The sequence below is a fragment of the Providencia sp. PROV197 genome (genome assembly GCF_028479625.1).
Classification (GTDB): domain Bacteria; phylum Pseudomonadota; class Gammaproteobacteria; order Enterobacterales; family Enterobacteriaceae; genus Providencia; species Providencia vermicola.
Window position 1 is genome coordinate 1 of sequence record NZ_JAMPNZ010000003.1, and the last position, 16,806, is coordinate 16,806.

The following is a 16,806-nucleotide window of genomic DNA, read 5'->3' on the forward strand; positions in this document are numbered from 1 at the left end:
GCATGTATATCAACAAAAATGATAAAATCAATAGTTTCAATTAGTTATATCATTTTCGCGTTTTTGAAATATGTTTATTTTGGCTTTTTTCTGCGCGTTTTGGTATATTTTTCCTATCTCAGCACCCCTCACAGCACCCCCAAAATGGAGTTATAAAAAATGGCTTATTACAGTGTTGAAAAGCGCCCTAGAGCTGATGGTACTGTAAAATACAGATGTACTGTTGGAGTAAAGGAAGGTGGAAAATATGTTTATAGAGAAAATAAAACCTTTAGTAAAGCGGCAGCGGCTAAATCTTGGGGGATTAGGCGCGTTGCAGAAATTGAACAAACAGGAATACCTAAGTCTGATTCACCAACAAAAATAAAAATTGGGGAGCTGGTTCAGATGTACTTAGATGAGCCAGGACTTGGTGGAAAGTCTGGAAAAACAAAAAAGTATGTGCTCAATTCTCTACTTAAATCCTCACTGGCGGACATTTATTTATCTAAACTATCAGTCAATGACATTATAGAGCACTGCAAACTAAGAAGAGCTTCGGGCACTGGCCCTAACACTGTTAGCCAAGATGTCAGCTATCTCACGGTTGTATTAGATTCTGTAAAACCAGTATTTAGCATAGATTACACATCCAACCCCGCACGAGAATCTAAGGCAATACTCTACCAAATGGATCTAATAGCGCAGTCTAACGTGCGCAGTAGAAGGCCAACTAAAGAAGAAACTGAGCAGCTCTTATCCGCACTAAAAAAATTTGAAACTCTCAAGCAAGTAAAAATACCATATAGTAGTATTTTTATGTTTTCTATACTGTCATGTATGCGTGTTGGCGAAGTTTGCAAAATACTTTGGGCTGACGTGGATTATGACGCTCGGTCAGTAATTGTTCGAGACAGAAAAGATCCCCGAAAAAAAACAGGTAATCACATGTCTGTTCCCTTACTAGGTGATGCATGGGACATTTTAATTAGCCAAGAGAAAAAAAGTGATCGAATTTTTCCTTACAATGCAACTTCGATATCTAAAGGAGTTCGTACTGTAAGAAAATCTTTAGGTATTGAAGACTTGCGATACCATGATTTACGCAGGGAGGGCGCTAGTAGGCTATTTGAGGCTGGATTTTCTATCGAGGAAGTGGCGCAAGTTACTGGCCATAAATCACTTACAACGCTGTGGCGAGTTTATACTGAATTATTCCCTCAAACTCTTCACGAAAAATATAATAAATTAACTGGTAAATAATCAAAATGCGCCAACCACTCGAGCTGGCGCATTAGTTTTTATTGTTGCTCTACCTGTTCCGCAGCTTCCTGCTCTGCCCTTTCTGCTTCCTGCGCTGCACGTTTAGCTTCTTCTTGCGCTAATCGCTCTGCTTCTATCTTAGCGAGTCTCTCAGCTTCAGCTTGCTTTTGATTGTAGAGTGAGTTAGGTGGCATTTCGACACGCATGTCTATCCAGCGCGATTCAGGTACATCACAAGGTTCGTAGTTTTCGAAGTAAACCGGAACACCTTCTTCATCAAAGTGCTTAATGCGCTTGTTCTGGAAACGTTCAGGCATGTCCGCGTTCTGTTGGTGGAAAACAAAAACTTCAATATCACCATCAGGTCTCACCTCGTAATCAATGAGAACCATGTTTTTACCGTTATGGTCTTGAGGAATGACAAAGCCGTTATTGATACCCCATGCACCATCTGCATTAAAGCCTACAACGCCTTTAATGAGGTAGTGGCCAATACCAAGGTGCTCCATTTCAACGCCTTCAGATTCGTCGTTTAACTCAATGTCATCAGCAAAGAGTTTTACCACCGGGGAAGCGGCTTTTAAGTTACCGTTTGAGTCTTTTGTTGTGTTCCCAGTATTGTATTGCAAAATCCAAGGTTCACCCTCAGATGAACCGTTAGTATTTACTGAACGATAATAAATTAACTGTGGTCTGTTGTAGACTCGATACTCTTGTAGTGTTTTGGCTCCAGCGGATGGGTAATTGATTAATGTCCCCGCTAACCCATTATATGGGTATTCTTTTTCTAGTGTTGCCTCTACCGAATATTGCTGAATAAAACTCCCAGCACGAACGATGGATGACAAACTAATATTTAACGCCCCAATTAATGGGGTTGGATTACCAATGCCATAATCGTTAACTTGTAGTAGTGTTCCAGCAGACTCAGGTATGACATGGTCGTACCACTTTCCATCTTTGGAACGTGACCGTAACCTCGCGATATCTCCTTGCCCGTTTAATTGTGCCGCAGCACCATTTAGAACATGCGCAGTGACTTCACCTTGACTGGTTTGTATTGCGCCAAATGCCTTCAAGCCACCATTAAGCTCCCCACCTGTTTTATCAAACTTCCCATCTAGCTGCTTATCCTTTTCATTTTCGGTGCGTAATTTAACTTTCTGGCCATTGGGTAACTCAAATTCAATAATGCCCGTTCCAGTCATCAACTCCGTGAAAATATCAGTAAATATCTCACTAGCAATGACTTGTGCTGTCGCTTTATTAACTCCGTCAGAAATAGAGTCAATCATTGTTGTTAGAATTCTATATTTAACATTAGTCAGTTTTGCTGACACGGGAAAGCCCAGCGTTAAAGCCGTGTTACTTTCAATCGAATCAATGCAGTTGATGATTAGAGTGGATCCATTTTCAATCAACACAAGTTGTCCGACTGAGACAAGCGTGCTGTTATCTTTCCAGCGTGTGCCTGTCCCTGTTATTTTTGGGCTATTTGCTGTGGTGCTGACGGTACCGATATTATACATAGGATTGATTCTCCGAAATTTGAACGTAAAAAAACCGCAATTAAGCGGCCTAGTTGTAATTTAGTAACTTTTTAGAAATTAAAAGTAATCATCTCGATTTAAAACAATGGTGTCACACTCAGAATAAAACTCATTGCCTGCCCCTGTTTTGTGTGTTCCGCTCAAAAAGTAAGACCCTCTAGCAATGCTCACTCGACCACCTTGCATTTTTAGCCCGCCATGCCAACATCGAGCGTTACCCGTTGATCCAGTGAAAAATACACCATACCGCGCCAGTGGCACTAGTGGCCTTTCGTACACTTTAGATTCATTTCTTCCTATATGAATAGTACCAGGCGCTTTGATTGGTGGGTAATGATTCGTGATAACAGGCTGACCGAGTTTATTAAATAAAAACAACCCGTTATCACCGTTTTTTAAAGGTGGAGTAAACCCGCTCTGAATAATGATAATGTCCATTTGAACAGCATTACCATTTGTTGTCACTCGATTTGTAACATGGTCATACTCAACTACCGCGCTGGAATGATCCCAATACGCAAGAACTAATTGAGAATTACGGTTAGGTAAGTTGCTGGGCAATGTTAGCGCGTTTGTTACCATCCCGCTAAATGACCAGACAATAAACCCGAGCTGGGTATTGCTAGTTATTGCAGTAAAATCAGTTGCCCCCCTGATATAAACTCCCCAGCCTGAATGAGCCCCCTCATTATGCGTTTCAAATACATGCAATCTAGCCGCTGGATCTGTATAACCTCGATAATCATTCTTATAAAAATACGATGTTCTTAAGCCGATATTGACTTTATTATCTGCCACTCGTATGTTTTCAATAACAATATGATTAAACCAATCCATATTATCCCGCCAAACATTAGTTGCCTGAAATGGGACTGCGATCAGATTGGTATTAGGGGATTTTTCAGTGATAGTGACTTCATGGGAGTAAGTCCATTCACCCAGAGGAGCTCTTGGCACATCAATAGTTCTTAGATAATTGAAGCTACGTGTCCCCGAAAGCCCATAGGGATTTTTCAAACCAATTTTATTAAACATATAAACGTCATACGCCAAAATTCCCCCCTTTCCAGTTGCCAATAAACAATTCCAAATTACCATCTTTGTCATACATCGAAATTTCATTATTTTTTTGAATCATAGAGCCCTCACCATCTGATCCATATACTTCTGAAATTCCATTGGTCAAATCCATACGTGAACCTGTTCGATTTACTGGGTCATAGTTTTTAGAGCGCATATCACTTCCAATAACAATTTGTTGAATTGTTGCCTTATTAATAAGCGCATCACTCATTACAACTTGCCCGTTAACCACAACAAATGCAGGCTCTAACTTGCCGTTCGATGGATTGAAAATAACGAATGTATCGGCACTGAAACCTATTTGCGTAACAACTTTTCCATTTTTGACCGTCGCACCCATCATCATTTGTGCTTCATAGTACTGACCATTGAGCATAACCGCTGATTTGATGCTAAATACTGATGATGCATTTCCCTTGTGATCAACTGAGGTCTCGGCGCGTCGCTCAATTGCCGCCTTAGTATCTTTAATTTCAGATTGAATTGTCTCATTAGTGCTGGCCTGAGCTTTTTCATTATCTGAAATAGCTTTTTCAATACGAGTAAAGCGAGCATTGCTTTGTTCATACTGCGCATTCAACTGGGTAAACTTTTCAGCATGGGCCACTTCATTGGTCGCAATCAGCTTATTGGTCTCAATGATGCTAGCCTTAATTACCCTTGCATCATTGCCTTGCTTCATATTTTGCACAGCAAGCTGTAAGAGTGTTTCCGCTTGGGAAGACTCTTTGTCTGTTTCTGTTTTCTGCATATGAGCAATATCAGCTTCGTTACCCTCAAAACGGCTACTTGTTTTCTCCTCGTTTTCTGCAACGGTTTTATTGGTATCCGCTATCGCATTAGTATTTTTAGTCACCGCTGAACTGACGTCAGAAAGGTCTTTGCCTTGCTTATCAATGACTTTTCCTTGTTCATCGATTTGCTGACCTTTATCATCAATGTTTTTCTGTAACTGCGCACGGGTTTGCTCGGTGTGTTGGGTTTGGGCCTTGTCTTTTTCAGCAATTGACTCTGTGACGCGAACAAATGCCGCTTCAGTTTCATCATATTGCGCAGAGACTTTTTCTTCTAATGCCGCTTGAGCCTTTTCGTTGTCTGCAATCGTTTTTTCATTACGCTGAACCTGAGCTTTGATTTTACGATTGTCATTACGCGCCTTGCTGACTTCAGCAGTAGTTTGAGAAATCGCCTCAGCCTGTGATGATGCTTGATCTGCTTGCGTTTTGCGTACCTGTGCAAAGTTAGCATGCATTTCTTCATAGATACTTTGCTGATTTTCTTGCGTTTCTGTTGCCGTTTTTTCTAAACCAGCAATAGCCGTTTTTTGAGAATCAACAACGCTGCTCACATCCGACAACTCACGCCCCTGTTTATCAATATCCCCCTTCAGTTTGTCATCACCCGCTTTAATATCCGCAGTGAGCTGCTCTCGGGTTTGTGCGAGTGCCTTGTCTTGCTCAACCTGAACCTTTTTGATTTCAGTGATATTTGCCGCAGTATCATCAATATGCGCTTTAAGCTGAACACCTGTTTCCGCTATCGCTTTGTCAGCTGTCGCAATCGCTTTTTCATTCCGTAAAATACTGGCTTCAGAGGTTCGCAAACGGTCAGTCATTTTGCTAAAGCTAGCAATAGTCTGCATAGCCGTTTCGGCTTGGGCGATTTCTTTGTTTGTGTTCGCAATTTCCATGCGAGTAATTGCGCCGTAAATATCTCCAAACTCTGCAATTGTGGTTTGCTTGAACTCGGCCTGTGCTTTTTCCAGTGTCGCAGTAGTTTTCTCAACCGTTGTGATACGCCCTTTGGCTGCGTCAACTTCCGCTGTTACTTGGTTGATTTTCTCCGCTGTGGCTTCTTCAAGCGTGACTTGGGCATGTTCAACGCGAAGAATCGCAGAAGTGTTGTAATCCACTCTAGCACTGATTTGCTCTTGAAAACGCGCTGCTGCAGCATCTTGCTGTGCATTAACTTCTTCAAGTCGGAATATTTTACCTTCAGTTCTGACTGTCTCGCGCTTGAATTCATAACTCAATTTCGTTGCGTAAATTTGATTTTGCAATGCTGTTTCATTAACGATTGCTAAATCGGTATTAAGATTTAATACCTTGTTATCGAGTTCAATTGTTTTACTGTCGATATCAACAAGCTCATGCTTAATTTCAAGCTGTTCGAGTGCAATATCTTCAATTTGAGATTCCATTCGTTTACCAGCTTCAGTGCTGAGAAACTTATCGCCAACCGCTTCCAGAATACCCTCAGCATCAGTTGATGACTCACCTAAAACAAGGCTTGTCCACTCTGACTGATTCCCGCTTTTATCCACCAGTCTTGCACGAAAGTAGAAGCGCGTACCCGCTTTAAGGCCAGACATGCGATAAGATTTAAGTGGATAAGGCACATCCGCCAGCAACTGCATAGAATCAGCGGTGTTTTCGGGGGAATACTGCAGTTCTGTTTTAAGAGAATCGCTGGTATTTACATCAAAGCCCCAGTCCAATGTAATGCCCCAAACCTCAGAAGTTGCTCGTAGGTTTAGTGGTTTCGGTGGATTACCTTCTTTGCCATTGAGTTGGGTTTCTTCCGCACTGGTCCACACACTGGAAATTTCAGACGCATTAATTGCACGCACGCGAACCTGATAACGACCTGCATAAATACCATTCACTTCAAAGCCCAGTGTCGATGTACGTGGCGCATTTATCCAGTTACCATTATCTCGACGCCATTCGGCTTCATACGCAATCGCACTCTCAGCAGCTTCCCAGTCGACCCTCAGCGTTGTAAATGCAATGCCTTGGTCTACTTGAGAATATGAAGAAATACGCACGTTTTTCGGTGCTGGCTGCACATTGGGTGGAATAACCGTAATTGGCCGTTCATCAATACGCGCCCCTGAGTCAATGTGGTCATAATTGTCAGGGTTATGAATGGTACCGTTGATGGTGTAGGTGTTATCACCATTGTCACTGATATTAATCACTCGATACAGTTGAACGGCTAAGTCGTCAGAATCCACTACCCACACGGCTTCTTTTTGTGGCACCTGTGAATATTCAACAGAAACCGTCACCACTTTTTTATTCACAGTCGTGACCGTGCGCCCCTCAGAACCGCCATGGGGTAAATTCACAATTAGGCGATCACCAGCTTTAATGGACGTGATTCTGTCTAGGGTAATTTTACGGCCCTCTACGGATGAAATACGGCCACCCGTATTACGTCCCGCAAGTGATGAATCAGCAACCGCAATAATATGACCAGGAGATGGTATTGCTCCTTCCAAGCCTGTCGCAAAGGAAATCATACGGTCATTGGCATTGGTTAATAACGCCCAGCGACCACGGCGATTGGCTTCAGTTCGACGAGTACACCCGATTGCCGATAACTCCAGTTTTCGAACACCATAGCGCCGCTGAAGCTTTAAGTCTGCAATAGGCTCTACATCATCATTGCTGTGGTTATCGATATTCGTAAAAGAAACCAAGGCCTGAGTATAACGATTCTGAATACTGCCACCCGAATATGATGGCTTCCCGCCCACTATATTGGCATTGGTGAATGTACGGAAAATAGTCGCTGGCATGTCAGCGATAGCATTCACTTTATTGTCCGCCCAGAACGTCATGCCACGGAAAATAGCCGCAATATCACGTAATACTTGATAGGCTGACTCTTGTGATTGAATATATACATCACACAAGAAGCGGGGTTCCTTGCCGTCAGCACCTCGCCCGTCAGGAACTAATTCATCACAATATTGTGCAATTTTATATAAATCCCACTTTTCAACTTGTGATGCCTTGATACGGTCACCACAACCGTAACGGTTGTTTAAAACTAAGTCATAAAATACCCAGGCTGGGTTATTGGTTGCTGCAAGTTTAAATGTACCATCCCATACACCTGAGTAAGTACGAGTAATCGGGTCATAGTTAGTTGGTACCTTGACCAGTATTCCCCCTTTAGGTCGCACACTGATTTTAGGAATACGGTTATTAAATTGGCGAGCATTAAAAGTGATAAATAATAGCGCCGTGTTTGGGTACCGCAATTTCGCATCAATGACCTCGGTAACAGCAGCAACATTAATCCGATCAGCAACGCGTGCATTATTCTGGTTTTTCGTTAAACGACGAACACGAACTTGCCAACCTGTAGAAGCTTTGGGTAAATCAATGCGATGTGTTCTTGGGTACTCGCTGGTGGTCTTACCGTCAAAGGCAGATTTAACCACGTCCTTATAGCCAGCACCATCCGTGGAAAGCTCAATGACATAATCGACACGGTAACCTGTGGTGTCGCCGTTATCGTGCTGTTGGAGAAATTGAGGCGCAGACAAACGAATGCGGATCGCCGATAACTGGGTATTATTAACCGTTCTTACATATGGCTGGTCGTCTTTTAACTCCATCCCCACCGCAATTTCATTATCAACGGAAGGGATACCTTGAATATATTCCTGATGTTCACTACCAGAACGAAATTCCCACGTCACACCTTCAAAGTTTTTAGAGCCATCCGCATTACCGATTGGGGTATCATCAAGAAAAATACACGTATCATCTAACCCACCAGCAATTTCACCTTCAGAAATAGCAAGCAGTAACTTTGCCGTTGATTCTGCTAATAGACTATCTTTTTGCTCTACGGGTGTCCGAGGTTTGGAACTCCCACCTTTCGCGCCTTGAATTCTCATATTTCACCCATAAAAAAACCACCCGTAGGTGGTTAAGTTGAATTACTGTTGTGTTATTCCCAGTGCTCATCGCCCGCAACTAAATTAAGTGCATAGAATATCGTTTTCTTTTGTTCATCCGTGAATGTGTGCCACATTTGCTGCAATTCAAGTGGTGCATAGTTTCGCCAACAGTGAACTTTTTCACGCTTATCCCAGTTTGGCTTTTCCCAATCACAACCTTCAGCAGCAAAATCAACTCGACTGCGAACAATAAATGTCATTGCTGATCCTCAGTGTATATCCCCGCGGAGATAATTGCGCCGCCGATTTCACGGCGACCGAGCCCGTAAAGTAGTGGTACGGGATTGCCTTGGGCTGTGGTATTGACTGCGCCACCAAAAGCATACGATGGTTTATTATCCGCATCTTGACGCATTGATATTCCGCTTGGCTGAGGTGACAACATTTGCATTACGCCACCAATCGCCGTTGCCGCCCCAGCCAGAGCGAGTGCGCCCCCCGCAAAACCGCCAGCACCAAATGCTGCCCAACCAACAGGCCCCATCATCATAGCGGCACCAATCATGGCCACACCTAAAATAGTCTGAAAAAAGCCACCTCGCTTGCTGCCTTTAATTACTGGTGCGATGCGAATATCTTCGCAAGTATCAAGATGTAGCTCATCTTCAGCAATATTGCGCTTACCTTTAAATACGGCAAACTCCAGCCCTTTAAGATGTGCGTTCGCAAGAAATTGCTCAAATCCATCATAAAGTACGGATAATGCTTTTATGGCTTCACGAGGGGAATCAATCGCTAATTTGTGTTCTCGCCCAAACTGGGTACCGAGTTGGCCATAAAGGCGTATCGTTTTAAGTTCAGTCATGCTAGCTCTTTCCTCCGAACAATTTTTACCGTCCGATCCCGCCAATAATCGCTGTAGGGAACACGTCGACTCAGTTGACCATATAGATGATGAAATAACATACCGTCAACTATCACCCCTGCATGGTTGGGAACATCGGCTTGCACTTGCATAATCACCATGTCACCTTCTTTAGGCTCACCAGTGGCGTCGACAAAACCCGCTTTCTGGTAATTATCCATATACAAGTTTTCACCTTCTTCCCACCAGTGCCTATCGACGCTGTAGTTATGCAGCTCAATGCCGTGAGCCTGTCGGTAGTAGTCCATAATTAAAGACCAACAATCCGCATGACCCAGCACAAAGGGACGTCCTTCTAGCTCACGCTCTGCTCGAGGCTGAATGAGTCGAATATCACTTTCTGGCCATGATGCGATAATCCACGGTAACCCCATGGCATCACACTGTAGCTTATCGATTTCAGAGGGTTGAGTCGTCACACCATCACCACAGTGACTATGCACAATTGCAATAGGATCCCCCCAATCTTCAGCAACAGCATAGTCTTCTGGAGAAAGTTCAAAATGTTCGTTGGGGTTATCGGAAAGGTTACTGCAGGGGAAGTATTTTTTGACTCGGCTTTTTTGGCAAATAACACCACAGGCCTCTTTGGGATATTCCGCTTGTACATGCTGAAATATCGCCTCGGTTAATTTCTTTGTGATCATCGTATTAATCCTGCTGCAGGGAACCCTCCAAAGTCCAAAGGCTCATTCTCACCAAAACGTTTTTTACAATCACTGATAAGCCCACCGCATTTATCTAACGATGGATCATCGACAGGCTCACCTCGTTCATTGAAGTACTTATTGCCCGTATAGTTGCACCCTCGACCGCTCCGATAATCGCCTTTCATACACCAGTAACACAGGTTATGTATCTGGCGAACAGGTATCATCATCCCTTGCAAATCGAATGGGCTCGATAGTTCAAACCCAACGGATCCACCAGCAACTTCACTAATTTTTTGGTCAATGTAATAAACTTGAGAAAAGAACTCATCAGCATTAGCCATGGCGTTCCCGTCTGGAAAGTTTTTAGCATCAAGGTAATGCGAAAAAGTTTCATAAATAGTGACTTTCGCTTGTGCCATATCGTCAAAACGCAAACACAGAGATGAAATTAATCCATCAATATTAGACACTCTCAGTGTTGGTCTTGCGGGGCTTCCATCACTATTTTTTGCCATTCCATCTAATTCATAAGGCCATGCGCCATATTCGTTACCTTGCCACCAAATTGGCTTGGGTTTTATGTCATCCCCAGCAGCATCAATTTCTTCTGGTGTATGAGGGATATTGTAGGCATGAAAGCGAAGAATAGGTGCATCAAATTCACTGCCATCGACTTCTATTAATTGGACTTTATTACCTGGCTCTAGTTTTTGAATGTCTGATGTTATATTCATGCGCTAAATGCCTGTTCAAATATTGCTGTGATAGTGATCATGCTGCCACCAATAGGTTTCAATGTGATGGAGTCGGCCTTTACTCGATACAGCCCCTTCTCTCCAAAAGGGGGTGTCCATATAAATGATTTTGTCGCGTGCCGCCTAATAAAAGCAAAAATGGGCATAACTTCTGTTTTTTGCCCCGTATAAGTAAATGGCCATGACTGAGATTCAGAGTTAATACCATCGCCAGAAACCTGTTTGTAACCATCACCAAACTCAACTTCTTTTACTCGGTAGCGAAACTCGCCTGTTGGCGTCTCCTGTATTTGAGTGCGCCATTTAAATACTTCAGCCATAGTTTTACCTATAAAAAAGCCACCTGCTGGTGGCTGTTATTTACCGTTAATCTTTCGATATAAATTTGATGCTGGATTGCGAAGCAGTTTATTAACACCCGTTTCTACCATTTGTTCGAATTCGCGCGCCACGGCACCATTACTGATTTGACTTGATGAGGCTTGCTGCTGAGAGTTACCAAAATTAAAGTCCCCCATGCTAATATGGACTTGAGGTCCGCCAGCAGGTTGCATTCCATACATACGCTGAACAGGTACATTCGCCATAGGATGATTGTTTCCAACGTACCCACCAGAAGCATAGCCCTTTTCGGCACTTTTCATTAATGACATCAATGAGGTAATACCTAAACGACTTGTGGCTTCTTTTGTGAAAACAAACTCACCTTTATGGACAACACCTGCAGGTTCATACTTATCACCTGCCCCTGTAAAACCACCACGTGCAAAGCCCGGCTTAATACCTAAGAAGTTACCAAAGCTAGTACCACCAAATGCTGCTGTCATCGCCTTTAGTGCTGCAGCCTTTATCAGCATATCGGTAACCATCCGAGCAAACGAACGCCCAAAATCACCGAAATTAGCCTTGCCTGTCATAGCCCAATCCGTGAGAGAATTAGTCATTCCAACAAAAGCAAACTGCGAGGCTTGGGCGACTTTTCCATAAGTATTAGTTGCGTCTTCTTCAAACTCCGCAAAGCCCTTTTTGATACCGTCACGCCAGTTTCCCCGAAGTTCATCTTCCTCACGGTAAAACTCTTCTAACTTGGCTTTTTGCTCTGGTGAATCCGCCTTTTCTAATGCGATATTACGCTGGTATTGTCTATCGGTTAATCCTGCGCTGCCTTTTAAAGCCTGAATACGATTCTCAATCTCTTTAATACGCTTGGCTCTTTCCTCAAGCAGCTTGTTTTCACGGTTTTGCTTTTCTAAAGCATCACCTTTTACTGCAAGTTCACGCTGACCAGACAAAATAGACTCACGTCTCATTAACAGTGATTTTTCATCAGTTGTTAATTGACGCTCACCTTTTTTAACGATCCTATCCAAGATAGTGAATTGGGCCTCAGTAAGCATAAGTTGCTTACGTTCGTTACTCACAATGCGGTCACCTGTTTGTGAGAAATCACGAGCCACTTTTGTTTGTGCCTCGAGTGCTAAAAGTTGCTTTTGGAGATCTTCATCGTGGCGGGTGCCATAATCAGGGCGGTATTCCTTACCTTTTGGCGTTTTTTTGTCTTTATTTCGTTCTTGAATCCCCCTCCTAGCAGCCTCAATATCCTCTTGAGTAAAAAGAGACGCTAGACCTTCTTTAGCATCACGTTTATTTTCTAGGATTAGTCGATTAAGCTCTTTTTCTTCCTCATTGCGACGCTGAGCAGCTGTTTGGCCTTGCTTAACTTTAGCGTTGAAAAGCTCTTGGTTTTTAATCGCCCTTTCTTCATCTTGTCGAGCCAATCGCTCACGCTCAACTTTTAGCCCATCTGCTGCCCACGCTTTGTCAATAAGTTCGTAGGCTTGTGTTTTTAGTTCAACTTCTCGCTCAGCATTAGCTAAACGTTCGGCATCTTGTTTTGTATTTACATTGTTTCCCTCATACCCTTTAGAATAACCGAGAGTTTTCTGTAATTGATTATACTGTTTTTGGGCTTGCTGAAGTTCAGCAAATGCTGTCTGTCTATCCAATGCAAGACCAGGATTTCGCCCCACGCCTAACATAGCATCCCAGCCTTTAGTCGCTGCGTTTTCAATCCAATTCCACGCACGCTCTAAAGTACCAAGGTTATCCACAATAGACATTGAGCGCTGATTCATTGCCTCGGCATAGGCTTTCGTTGCAAGTTCAGCCGCTTTTTCCGTGCGTCCTTGTGCTTCTGCTGCTGCAATTTGCTCATACTGCTTAGCGGTTAAAAAATGCAAAGAGTTATTTAACTCGGTTACCGCTTTAACTGGATCATCTTTAAGGCGTTTAAAGTGCTCAATCGTTTTATCAATATCCTGCCCGACAGTTTTTTCCATCTTCGCAGAGATATCAGCAACAATACCGACTTGATTGCCTGAGAATGCACCAGAGCCAACCACTTTCGCTAACGCGTCGGCCATTCGATATTGAGTAATGCCATTACCAGATAGCTGTTTAGCTAATGAGTCAAGCTGTGAGGCGGTTTTTCCTGCGTAATTTCCTGTCAGGATGAGCTGTTTGTTATATTCCGTAAACTCTTGAGAGCCTTTATAGGCAGCTATCGCCAGTGCGCCTGCTGTGCCCACCAGCCCAAACATCGCAATGCGCATTGGTGTAATTAATGACAACACCGCTTTGAATGAATTTCCAACGCCACCAAAGGAATCTTTTATTTGCCCACCTTGCTGAACCATGACCAACCAAATAGGCATGCCTGAAGCCAACGAGGTCACAATGTCGGTCATTTGCATTGGCAATTGACGCATAGCATTACGATACTGCCCTAATGTAATAGCGCCATTGCGGTAGGCCTGATCTTGCTGCTTTAACTTCGCTAAATACGGTTCTGCCTGTTGGCTCACGCCTAATTGAGCCGCTTTCATTTGCAGCAATTCAGATTTTGTTTTACCTATTGCGTCCGCTTCATTTTTTAACGCTTGAATAAAGCTTTCTTTGGCTTGAGCCTCCCTCGCTTCTGCGACCGCTGCTACTTGTTGCTCTCTGGCTAACTCTCTTGCCGCTTGCGCCGCTTGTTTTTGCTCGGAAGCTAGCCTTGCCGTGCGTTCTTCCTGCTTTTTCATCTGGGTAATAATGGGGGCTGCTTCTTTTGAAATCCCCATCTGAGCAGCTTTGTACGACAACATTTCTGTTTTACTGGCGCCATACAGAAAAACTTGCTCATGCATTTTTCGTAGGAAGGAATCCTTTAGAACAGAAAGTTCTTTTTCAGCGACAGATAATCCACTGGTACGATTGGTGATATCTTCAAGTAATGATTGATACCGCTCGGTATCAATATTGCCTTTTTGGTATACTTTGGTCAGATTCTCTCTGATTGCGGTCAGTTTTGCAGTTGAACCCGATACTTTTTCAATACTTTCAATTTGCCTCGCAAACGAGTCAGCAACTTTTGTATTACCTGATTCCGTCTCTCTTACCGCTTTTTTAATCTGATTTTCCAGTATGGCAAAATGCACACCACTAATTCTTCCACTTTCATACTGCCCATTCAGTTTTTTCAGAATTTCTGCAAATTGATTGCTCGCATCACCCGCTTTCTTTATGGATAGAATTTGGTCTCGCAGTGATGAGGCATTTTCCTTGAACTTCGCATTCATGTTATCAACAGAGATAACCGTTTCTCTTTGTATTTTGGTTAACTCAGAAATAGAATGGGCTACCGCCTTGTGTGCTGGTTCAGACTGCTTAAACGTACTATTTAACTCATCAACGGATTGATCTGTCCTGCTGGCGGCTTGTTGTAAATCATTTAGCGCTTTAGAACCTTTTTCGAGTTCGCTAGTGCTGACCTTAAATGAAATACTGGCTATTTCTTGTGTCATAACTTTCCTCGGGTACAAAAAAACCACCCGTAGGTGGTTATGTGTGACTATTAATGATTATTACATCGACCATTTTAGTTTATTGGGCTCGTACTTAAATTGCATCATGCCTTTGCCTAAAATAGGAAGCTCTATATATAGGATTTTTGCGCCAGATAATTCTGTTGAAAAATTACGCATTCCAATAATAAATCCCAAAAACTGATTTTTTTTATCGAGTTCAAATAATAACTCTTTAATTTCGCCGCTATCAGCTTTCATTAGGCCAGAACAGATATCCCCTACTTTGCAATCAAATTCAGCGCCATTTAGGGAAAAGTGAAAGTTATATGCTTCTTTGTTATTATAGCCTTCCGCTATTAACATTATTGCTATACCTTCATTATCTTTCTCTGGTGCTAAGCTTGCAAAGTACTGGGTGGTTCCCCGCATTTCATCAACTTTCTCAGAATACTTCCAGTCAGCAACAGCCCCAAATCCAACAGAGCAAAGTAAAAGTCCCAATAATAGTTTTCTCATCTATCCATCCCACCTGTTGGTTTCAGTAATGTTAGCTTAGCGGAAGTGCAAATTCTATTTATCATCTGATTTATAATTAGTGACACCAATAACACCACCAAAGGGGACCTTCATTACTGAAAATTCAACAGTACCATAATCCGTTTTGATGGTTTTCTTTATCCCTTTATTTTCGAGAGTATTACATGATTTTGTAAGTTCAGTTAGCTGTGTGGTATCAGCACCTAAACTAGATAGATAATTAATTTCTTTAGGTATATTTCCACAATCACTCTTTTTAAACTCGCTCACAGGATATGAGTTCACAACTGATATTAGCCTGTTATTTTTAAACGTCAGCATGGCATTACTAGTCCATGGCATGAAAGGTTCTTGGCCTTCTAAGAAAAAATCTATATCACACGCTTTATATCCACGCATGCTTTTGCAATTACTTAAATCAATATCTTCAACTTTCTCAACGTCCTCAAAACTTTGTCCCCACTCCAAGCCAAATGGGGCTTTGGTTACAGTACTTGCCTCTATTGCATACCCATTAAAACAAGCAAGCGTTAATAAACCTGCAATAATTCCCTTTTTCATACATCACCATATTTAAGTTAAGTACGTGAATACTAGGATAGATGCAGATTTCAGGCAATAAAAAACCCACCGAAGTGGGCTAGTCGTATGGAGTTAGCTATTTGTACTCTGCTTTATATTGCTCAGCGATAACGCTATCATTTGCTTCAACACAGTTAAGCTCATACAGCCCATCACTAGCCCAAAGCTTAGCTCGAAACACACCAAAGCTATTTCTTTCGATTACTGATGGATAGCCCCCTAAATCACTCAGTAATTTTCTCATCGTTGATACACATTTATTGAATGTGACTACCCCTGTAGAATCGTACACCAAGTGAGAATTTAACGTTTCAGGGTTAGTGCCAGAAAGAACCATGTCGTGAAGTTCATCAGCAGTATAAACAGGCTTAGAAATTACAATAAAACTACAACATAAAAGCGCTACAAACATCAGTGATTTATTCATAATCAGCCCAACATTTAGCTTAAGATAAGCCCATGTTAAGCTAATGTTAATTGATAAACAATAAAAAACCAAATTAAGAAAAATTACTGATAAAGAGCTTCACTTATTGCGCCTGATATACCATCCATTCCGCCATAATTTACACAATTAAAGGTTAGTGTTTTATCTTCAGTAAAAACTCGCACTCCGTACTGTTTTGGTGATTTATCAACTTCAACCCGCTGAGGAAAATCAGCATATGGATGCAACTGCTCATCAAGCCAATCAGTGCAAGCTTCAAAGCTATTGATATTTTTAATTTCTAAGATTTCTTTATAGGCTAATGTATTCGGCGTTTTTCCTTTTTCGGAAATTTGACTCAATTGTTCTAAGCTATATGTTGTTGCTGATAACGCCGAAAAGCCACATAACGCAATTACACTAGCAAATATAACCTTTTTCATTGATATCTCCATTTGACTTTGGTTATCAATACTAAGTCATCAAATATATTCCAGCAATAAAA

The 16,806-nt window shown here is 42.2% G+C and carries 14 protein-coding genes; 1 reads left to right on the forward strand and 13 read right to left on the reverse strand.

The window, feature by feature from the left end; all coding sequences use genetic code 11:
• The first annotated feature begins 159 nt into the window (after positions 1 to 159).
• A complete protein-coding gene (locus PR808_RS01505) occupies positions 160 to 1,242 on the forward strand; it encodes a tyrosine-type recombinase/integrase (protein ID WP_272538530.1) in 1,083 nt (360 codons plus the stop codon).
• A gap of 38 nt (positions 1,243 to 1,280) precedes the next feature.
• On the opposite strand, the gene PR808_RS01510 is transcribed toward PR808_RS01505, so the two are convergent.
• The 13 genes from PR808_RS01510 to PR808_RS01570 form a co-directional block, all read right to left on the reverse strand.
• Entirely contained in the window at positions 1,281 to 2,771 is a 1,491-nt protein-coding gene (locus PR808_RS01510) for a pyocin knob domain-containing protein (RefSeq protein WP_272538531.1), read from the reverse strand.
• 78 nt (positions 2,772 to 2,849) lie between these two features.
• A complete protein-coding gene (locus PR808_RS01515; RefSeq protein ID WP_272538532.1) occupies positions 2,850 to 3,845 on the reverse strand; it encodes a DUF6453 family protein in 996 nt (331 codons plus the stop codon).
• The gene (gene gpJ, locus PR808_RS01520) at positions 3,835 to 8,571 is read right to left on the reverse strand and encodes a TipJ family phage tail tip protein (RefSeq protein ID WP_272538533.1); all 4,737 of its coding nucleotides are present in this window, start codon (positions 8,569 to 8,571) and stop codon (positions 3,835 to 3,837) included. Before gpJ ends, PR808_RS01515 begins: the two co-directional genes overlap by 11 nt.
• 53 nt (positions 8,572 to 8,624) lie before the next feature.
• Positions 8,625 to 8,834 carry a recombinase RecA gene (locus PR808_RS01525; protein ID WP_272538534.1) on the reverse strand — a complete coding sequence of 70 codons (210 nt, stop codon included), beginning with the start codon at positions 8,832 to 8,834 and terminating at the stop codon, positions 8,625 to 8,627.
• A complete protein-coding gene (locus PR808_RS01530) occupies positions 8,831 to 9,439 on the reverse strand; it encodes a tail assembly protein (protein WP_272538535.1) in 609 nt (202 codons plus the stop codon). Before PR808_RS01530 ends, PR808_RS01525 begins: the two co-directional genes overlap by 4 nt.
• Entirely contained in the window at positions 9,436 to 10,146 is a 711-nt protein-coding gene (locus PR808_RS01535) for a C40 family peptidase (protein ID WP_272538536.1), read from the reverse strand. The genes PR808_RS01530 and PR808_RS01535 overlap by 4 nt, the downstream gene beginning before the upstream one ends.
• A complete protein-coding gene (locus PR808_RS01540) occupies positions 10,143 to 10,886 on the reverse strand; it encodes a phage minor tail protein L (RefSeq protein WP_272538537.1) in 744 nt (247 codons plus the stop codon). Before PR808_RS01540 ends, PR808_RS01535 begins: the two co-directional genes overlap by 4 nt.
• Positions 10,883 to 11,227: a phage tail protein gene (locus PR808_RS01545; RefSeq protein ID WP_272538538.1), complete on the reverse strand. Its 345-nt coding sequence runs from the start codon at positions 11,225 to 11,227 to the stop codon at positions 10,883 to 10,885. Before PR808_RS01545 ends, PR808_RS01540 begins: the two co-directional genes overlap by 4 nt.
• 36 nt (positions 11,228 to 11,263) lie before the next feature.
• Positions 11,264 to 14,752: a phage tail tape measure protein gene (locus PR808_RS01550; RefSeq protein WP_272538539.1), complete on the reverse strand. Its 3,489-nt coding sequence runs from the start codon at positions 14,750 to 14,752 to the stop codon at positions 11,264 to 11,266.
• A 60-nt stretch (positions 14,753 to 14,812) separates the two neighbouring features.
• A complete protein-coding gene (locus tag PR808_RS01555; RefSeq protein WP_272538540.1) occupies positions 14,813 to 15,271 on the reverse strand; it encodes a hypothetical protein in 459 nt (152 codons plus the stop codon).
• Positions 15,272 to 15,325: 54 nt separating this feature from the next.
• Positions 15,326 to 15,853 (reverse strand): hypothetical protein, encoded by a 528-nt coding sequence (locus PR808_RS01560; protein WP_272538541.1) that lies wholly within the window; start codon positions 15,851 to 15,853, stop codon positions 15,326 to 15,328.
• Between the two features lie 97 nt (positions 15,854 to 15,950).
• Positions 15,951 to 16,301 carry a hypothetical protein gene (locus PR808_RS01565; protein WP_272538542.1) on the reverse strand — a complete coding sequence of 117 codons (351 nt, stop codon included), beginning with the start codon at positions 16,299 to 16,301 and terminating at the stop codon, positions 15,951 to 15,953.
• A gap of 83 nt (positions 16,302 to 16,384) precedes the next feature.
• Complete coding sequence (locus PR808_RS01570) at positions 16,385 to 16,744, reverse strand: hypothetical protein (protein ID WP_272538543.1); 360 nt, start codon at positions 16,742 to 16,744, stop codon at positions 16,385 to 16,387.
• Between the last annotated feature and the right edge of the window lie 62 nt (positions 16,745 to 16,806).